The following is a 6695-nucleotide window of genomic DNA, read 5'->3' as shown; positions in this document are numbered from 1 at the left end:
GGGTGCTCGTAGTAGAAGGCGCGCCTGCCATGCAGGTGGATGGCCTGATCACCGACCCTGCCGATCCGCTGCTGCATGTGGATGCCTGTCCGGGCGCGCCGTGCTGCACGCAGGCGTCGGTTGAAACCCGCGATCTTGCCCGCCGCCTTGCCCCGCATATCGCGGGACGGCTGCATGTTTCGGGCTGTGCCAAGGGCTGTGCCCGCCCGCGCGCCGCCGATGTCACGCTGACGGGCCGCGATGGCCTGTTCGATCTTTCCCTGAACGCGCGCGCCGGAGGGCCTGCGGTTCACTCCGCGCTTGGCCCGGCCGACCTTCTTGCCCAATTTGGAACCGCTTGATGCCCCATATCTATGAAACCGATGGCGCGGCCATTTATCGCCAGTCCTTCGCCACGATCCGCGCCGAAGCCGATCTGGCGCCCTTTTCTGCCGATGAGGAGCCGGTGGCGGTCCGCATGATTCATGCCGCCGGGATGGTCGAACTGGCGGCGCATATCCGCTTTTCGTCCGGCTTCGCACAAACGGCCAGTGCCGCGCTGGCCGATGGCGCGCCGGTGCTGTGCGATGCGCGGATGGTGTCCGAAGGGATCACTCGCGCCCGCCTGTCGGCCAACAATCCGATCATCTGCACGCTCAGTGCGCCGCCAGTACCGGACATGGCGCGGGCGATGGGCAACACCCGTTCCGCCGCCGCGCTGGAACTGTGGCGACCGCATCTGGCGGGCGCGGTGGTGGCCATCGGCAATGCGCCAACCGCGCTGTTCCATCTCCTGAATATGCTGGAAGATCCCGATTGCCCGCGCCCTGCGGCCATCATCGGCTGTCCGGTGGGCTTTGTCGGCGCGGCCGAATCCAAGGCCGCGCTGTGGGCCGCGCCGCCGGTGCCGTGCTGCATTGTCGATGGGCGGCTTGGCGGCAGCGCGATCACGGTCGCCGCGATTAACGCGCTGGCAAGCCGCGCCGAATGAGCGCGTCGTCATCAATCGGAACCATCCACGGCGTCGGGCTTGGTCCCGGCGCGGCCGATCTGCTGAGCGTGCGCGCCGACCGGTTGGTGCGTGGCGCTCGCCATGTTGCCTATTTCCGCAAGGCCGGACGGCCGGGGCAGGCGCGGCGGATTGTCGAAGGGATGCTGCGCGCCGACGTGATTGAAATCCCGATGGAATATCCTGTAACGACCGAGATCCCGTTGTCCGATCCCCGCTACAACGACTGTCTTTCCGCCTTCTATGCCGAATGCACCGCACGTTTGCTGGCGCTGGCGCAGGCGGGCGAGGACGTGGTTGTGCTGTGTGAGGGCGATCCGTTTTTCTACGGCTCGTTCATGCACCTTCATGGCCGTTTGGCGGGCATCGTCCCGGTGACGGTGGTGCCGGGTATCACCGGCATGGCCGGGGCATGGAACGCGACTGACATTCCCATCACCTGGGGCGATGACGTGCTGACCATCGCGATGGCGACCCTGCCCGAGGAGGAACTGGCCCGGCGCATCCGCGATACCGATGCGCTGGTGGTGATGAAGATCGGGCGCAACCTGCCCAAATTGCGCCGCGCGGTGGCAGCGGCGGGGCGCGAGGACGCGGCATGGCTGGTCGAACATGCCGCCATGCCCGGCCAGCGCGTCACGCGGTTGATCGAGGCGACCAGCGTCACGCCCTATTTCTCGATCCTGCTGATTCATGGACAGGGGCGTCGTCCATGAGCGGTTCGCTATCCATCGCCGGTCTGGGACCGGGCGACGAGGCACTGATCACGCCCGAAGTCACCGCCGCGCTGGCAGGGGCAAGCGATGTTATCGGCTATATCCCCTATGTCGCCCGCATCGCCCCGCGTGAGGGGCTGACGTTGCATCCATCCGACAACCGGGTGGAGCTGGATCGCGCGGCCCATGCGCTGGAACTGGCGGCGCAGGGCCGGCGCGTGGTGGTGGTGTCTTCTGGCGATCCCGGCGTGTTCGCGATGGCCGCCGCCGTGTTCGAGGCGCTGGAGGCTGGCCCGGCCCACTGGCGCGATCTCGACATCCGGGTGCTGCCCGGCATCACTGCCATGCTGGCCGCCAGCGCGCGAGCGGGGGCGCCGCTGGGGCACGATTTTTGCGCGATCAACCTGTCGGACAACCTCAAGCCGTGGTCCGTGATCGAAAAGCGGCTGCGGCTGGCTGCAGAGGCAGACTTTGCGATGGCGTTCTACAACCCGCGGTCGAAAGCCCGGCCGGAAGGTTTCGAACGTGTGCTGGAATTGCTGCGCGCGGTGTGTGGCAATGATCGCCCGATCCTGTTCGCCCGCGCCCTATCGACGCCCGACGAACAATTGCAAATCGTACCGCTGGGTCAGGCCCGCGCGGACATGGCCGATATGCGCACGATGGTGATCGTCGGATCGAGCCTGACGCGGATCATCGAACGTGCGGCTGGTCCCATTCTCTACACCCCCCGCTCGGCCTTGGGTTCGGCATCATGACCCAGCCACGCGAGCACATCCTCCGGGCGATAACACTCGGTCCGGCCCGGAACGGCGGGTCGGTCAATCATCAGGACCGGCAGGCCCAGCGCCCGCGCGGCGATCAGCTTGGCATCGGCACCACTGCCGCCAGCGTTCTTGCACACCACCAGATCGATGGCGTGCGCCTGCATCAGCTGGCTGTCGCCCATGACGGTAAATGGCCCGCGATCAACGATCAGGGTGTGATGGGGCAGGCCCGGCGGCTGCTCCGGCGCGTCCACGAAACGCAGCAGATAGTGGTGGTGTGGCTGCGCGGCGAAGGCTTCGACATGCATCCGCCCCAGCGCCAGCATGACGCGGCGGGCCTGTCCTGCCAGCGCGGCGACCGCGCCGTCGATATCAGCAACGCGGGTCCAGCGGTCACCAGCAACCGGTTCCCACGCGCGACGGGTCACGGCGACATGGGCCACACCCACAAGCCGCGCAGCCTCCACCGCATGACGGCTCATCGTCGCGGCAAAGGGGTGGGTCGCGTCGACCAGATGGGTCACGCGATGGTCGCGCAGATAATCGGTCAGCCCAGCCATCCCGCCGAACCCGCCAACCCGCACCGGAACCGGTTGAGCGCGGGGATTTTTCGTCCGTCCGGCATAGCTGAGTGTCGTCGCAATGCCCTGCGCGGCAAGCAGGCGGGCAAGAACGCTCGCCTCGGTCGTTCCACCCAGCAGGAGGACATGTCGCATGGCTGATACGGCTCCTGAAGCGTGGTTGACGATCATCGGCATCGGCGAGGACGGGCCGGATGGCCTGTCCGCTGCGAGCCGGGCGGCGCTGGCGCGGGCCGAACTGGTCATGGGACCGGCCCGGCATCTGTCGCTGCTGCCCGCGATTACCTGCCCTGCGACCGAATGGCCAGTGCCCTTTGCCGATGGCATCACCCTGTTGATGCAACATCGCGGACAGCGCGTGGTGATGCTTGCGTCGGGCGACCCGTTCTGGTTCGGGGCGGGGAGCAGCGTAACCCGGCAGCTCGATCCGGGCGAATGGGTGGCGATACCGGCGCCTTCCACCTTCACGCTGGCAGCCGCACGATTGGGCTGGCCGTTGCAGGATGTGGCCTGCCTTGGCCTGCACGCCGCGCCGCTGGAGCGACTTAAGCCCCATCTGGCGTCAGGGCAGCGCATTGTGGCGCTGTTGCGCGATGGCGAGGCCGTGGGCGCGCTGGCCGATTATCTGACCGGCCAAGGCTTTGGCCCGTCAGTGCTGCACGTGATGGAAGCGCTCGGTGGTCCGCGCGAACGGGTACGCCGGGTGACTGCAGAAGCGCTGACCTTCACCGACATTGCCCATCCGGTTGCGGTCGGGATCGACTGTGTGGGCCACGGTGATGGCTTGCCGCAGGCGGCAGGACGACCGGACCACTGGTTCGCATCCGACGGGCAGTTGACCAAGCGCCCGGTGCGCGCCTTGACTTTGTCGGCGCTGGCCCCGTGTGTGGGGGAACTGCTGTGGGACATCGGCGCGGGATCGGGTTCCATCGGGATCGAATGGCTGCTGGCCCACCCGGCCAACCGCGCCTGCGCGATGGAAGCCGATCCGGTGCGCGCGGACCGGGCGCGGGCCAACGCCGCTGCGCTGGGTGTCGACCGATTGCAGGTGGTGATCGGACGTGCGCCGGATACTTTGCCGCCGGGACTAGTGCCCGATGCGGTGTTCATCGGCGGCGGATTATCGGAAGCCTTGCTGGACGCGCTGTGGGCACGATTGCCCGCCGGAACGCGGCTGGTGGCCAATGCGGTGACGCTGGAATCAGAAGCGCTGCTAGCCCGGTGGCATGGCCAGAAGGGCGGGAGCCTCCTGCGCATCGAACTGGCCGACGCCGCACCGTTGGGCAACCGGCACGGCTGGCGCGCGCGCTATCCGGTGGTGCAATGGAGCGTGACGCTGTGATCGTCGCAGGCTTCGGCTTTCGCGCGGGCGCGGCCCTGCCCTCACTGCGCGCGGCGTTCGCGCTGGCGCAACAAGGGCAGCCGCCGGTGACGCATCTGGCCACCGCGCAGGACAAGCTTGCGGCGCTGGTCCCGCTGGCAAAGGCGCTTGGCCTGCCGCTGACGGGCGTGGCGCCCGATGCATTGGCCGCCGTCGCCACCCTCACGCGCTCCGCCGCCAGCCTGACCGCCCGCCACGTCGGCAGCGTGGCCGAAGCATCCGCCATGGCCGAAGCAGGCGCCGGCGCGCGCCTGCTGTCGCCGCGCCGCATCTCGCCCGACCGCATGGCCACGTGCGCCATTGCGGCCAGTGTCACCTTTCAGGGAACCCCAACATGACCGTCCATTTCATCGGCGCCGGTCCCGGCGCGCCCGACCTTTTAACCTTGCGCGGACGCGATCTGATCGCGGGCAGCCCGGTGTGCCTCTATGCCGGGTCGCTGATCCCGGTCGCCGTGCTCGATCATTGCCCGCCGTGTGCCCGGATCGTGAACACCGCGCCGCTGGAACTGGACCAGATCATGGCCGAGATCGCCACTGCCCATGCCGCCGGGCACGATGTGGCGCGGCTGCATTCGGGCGATTTGTCAGTCTGGTCGGCGATGGGCGAGCAATTGCGCCGGCTGCGCGCGATGGACATTCCCTTTACCGTGACGCCCGGTGTCCCAGCGTTCGCCGCCGCCGCCGCTGCGCTGGAGGCAGAGCTGACCCTGCCCGCGCTGTCACAATCGCTGGTGCTGACCCGCACGCCGGGCCGCGCCAGCACCATGCCGCCCGCCGAAAGCCTGACCAATTTTGCCGTTACCGGCGCGACGCTGGCCATTCACCTTTCGGTTCACAATCTGGCGCAAGTGGTGGCGGACCTGACGCCGGCCTATGGCGCGGATTGCCCGGTCGCGGTGGTCTGGCGCGCCAGCTGGCCCGATCAGCAGATTGTCCGGGCGACGCTCGACACCATCGAACAGGCCGTGGCGGGCAGCACGGCCAAGAATCTGCAACGCACCGCCCTGATCCTGGTCGGGCGGGTGCTGGCGGCGCAGGATTTTGCCGAAAGCAGCCTCTATGCGCCCGGTTATGACCGCCGCTTTCGGCCTCAGGATGCCGGTTCGCGGTTTGCGGGGGCATCGGAATGAGCGCGCGCCACCAGACTCCGGGATTGATGATCGCCGCCCCCGCATCGGGCACCGGCAAGACCACGGTGATGCTGGGCCTGCTGCGCGCGCTCACCGAAGACGGGCTGGCGGTGCAGCCGTTCAAGAGCGGGCCGGACTATATCGACCCGGCCTTTCACCGCGCCGCCTGTGGCCGACCGTCCTTCAACCTTGATAGCTGGGCGATGGAAGGCGATCTGATCGCTGCCATCGCGGGGCAGGCTGCGGGCGCGGACATGGTGCTGGCCGAAGGGTCGATGGGCCTGTTTGACGGCGTGGCCAGCAAGGGCGCATCGGGCAATGGTGCCAGCGCCGACATGGCCCGCCGCATGGGCTGGCCCATCGTGCTGGTGCTGGATGTATCGGGGCAGGCGCAGTCCGCCGCCGCCACCGCACTCGGGTTCAGCAGCCTTGATCCGGGGCTGCCATTTGCCGGGGTGATCCTGAACCGCGTGGCCAGTCCGCGTCATGAACGGCTGGTGCGCAAGGGCATGGAGGCGGTGGACATTCCGGTGCTGGGTGCCCTGCCAAGGCGCGGCGACCTGACCCTGCCCGAACGCCATCTTGGGCTGGTTCAGGCGGTGGAGCATCCCGACCTTGATCGCGCGATTGCCGAGTTTGCGGCGTTCCTGCGCGCCCATGTTGATCTTGATGCCGTTCGCCGTGCCGCCGGTGCCGAACCACAAGCCGATGGCGGCAAGCTGCCCGTCCCGCCGGCCCAGCGCATCGCCATGGCGCGCGATGCCGCCTTTTCGTTCGTCTATCCGCATCTGATCGAAGGGTGGCGGCGCGCCGGGGCGGAGATCCTGCCGTTTTCGCCACTGGCCGATCAAGCGCCCGCCGCCCATGCCGATCTGGTGTGGTTGCCTGGCGGCTATCCCGAACTGCACGCCGGAACCATCGCCGCCGCAGCGACATTCCTGTCCGGCCTGCGCCATTATGCCCAAACGCGCCCCGTTCACGGCGAATGCGGCGGCTATATGGTGCTGGGTGAGGGGTTGATCGACAAGAGTGGTGAACGGCACCGGATGGCCGGGCTGTTGGGGCTGGTCACCAGCCATGCCCAGCGCAAGATGCACCTTGGCTATCGCCATGCCGAACTGCTGGTGCCG

At 68.0% G+C, this 6695-nt stretch carries 8 protein-coding genes and 1 pseudogene; 8 read left to right on the top strand and 1 reads right to left on the bottom strand.

Annotated elements, in window-relative coordinates; all coding sequences use genetic code 11:
• From IL54_RS07560 to cobJ, 4 genes and pseudogenes are all read left to right on the top strand, one after another.
• Positions 1-341, top strand: a pseudogene (locus IL54_RS07560) (cobalamin biosynthesis protein CobG); the annotation flags it as partial.
• Positions 341-970, top strand: a complete 630-nt coding sequence (locus tag IL54_RS07555) for a precorrin-8X methylmutase (RefSeq protein WP_037474434.1) — start codon at positions 341-343, stop codon at positions 968-970. The pseudogene IL54_RS07560 and the gene IL54_RS07555, both read left to right, overlap by 1 nt.
• Entirely contained in the window at positions 967-1704 is a 738-nt protein-coding gene (gene cobI, locus IL54_RS07550; protein WP_037474432.1) for a precorrin-2 C(20)-methyltransferase, read from the top strand. Before IL54_RS07555 ends, cobI begins: the two co-directional genes overlap by 4 nt.
• On the top strand, positions 1701-2462 hold the full coding sequence (gene cobJ, locus IL54_RS07545) for a precorrin-3B C(17)-methyltransferase (RefSeq protein WP_037474429.1): 762 nt from the start codon (positions 1701-1703) through the stop codon (positions 2460-2462). Before cobI ends, cobJ begins: the two co-directional genes overlap by 4 nt.
• On the opposite strand, the gene IL54_RS07540 is transcribed toward cobJ, so the two are convergent.
• Positions 2426-3187: a cobalt-precorrin-6A reductase gene (locus IL54_RS07540; protein ID WP_037474427.1), complete on the bottom strand. Its 762-nt coding sequence runs from the start codon at positions 3185-3187 to the stop codon at positions 2426-2428. The two genes, cobJ and IL54_RS07540, sit on opposite strands and share 37 nt — an antisense overlap.
• Here IL54_RS07540 and IL54_RS07535 point away from each other — a divergent pair.
• From IL54_RS07535 to IL54_RS24060, 4 genes are all read left to right on the top strand, one after another.
• The gene (locus tag IL54_RS07535) at positions 3186-4394 is read left to right on the top strand and encodes a bifunctional cobalt-precorrin-7 (C(5))-methyltransferase/cobalt-precorrin-6B (C(15))-methyltransferase (RefSeq protein WP_037474426.1); all 1209 of its coding nucleotides are present in this window, start codon (positions 3186-3188) and stop codon (positions 4392-4394) included. The two genes, IL54_RS07540 and IL54_RS07535, sit on opposite strands and share 2 nt — an antisense overlap.
• On the top strand, positions 4391-4771 hold the full coding sequence (locus tag IL54_RS07530) for a cobalamin biosynthesis protein (RefSeq protein WP_037478077.1): 381 nt from the start codon (positions 4391-4393) through the stop codon (positions 4769-4771). The genes IL54_RS07535 and IL54_RS07530 overlap by 4 nt, the downstream gene beginning before the upstream one ends.
• On the top strand, positions 4768-5565 hold the full coding sequence (gene cobM / locus IL54_RS07525) for a precorrin-4 C(11)-methyltransferase (protein ID WP_037474424.1): 798 nt from the start codon (positions 4768-4770) through the stop codon (positions 5563-5565). Before IL54_RS07530 ends, cobM begins: the two co-directional genes overlap by 4 nt.
• The coding region (locus tag IL54_RS24060) for a cobyrinate a,c-diamide synthase (protein WP_037478074.1) at positions 5562-6695 on the top strand (1134 nt) is incomplete at its 3' end. The genes cobM and IL54_RS24060, both read left to right, overlap by 4 nt.

Source organism: Sphingobium sp. ba1 (genome assembly GCF_000743655.1).
In the GTDB taxonomy this organism is placed as follows: Bacteria; Pseudomonadota; Alphaproteobacteria; order Sphingomonadales; family Sphingomonadaceae; genus Sphingobium.
This window is presented reverse-complemented; position numbering and strand designations above follow the sequence as displayed.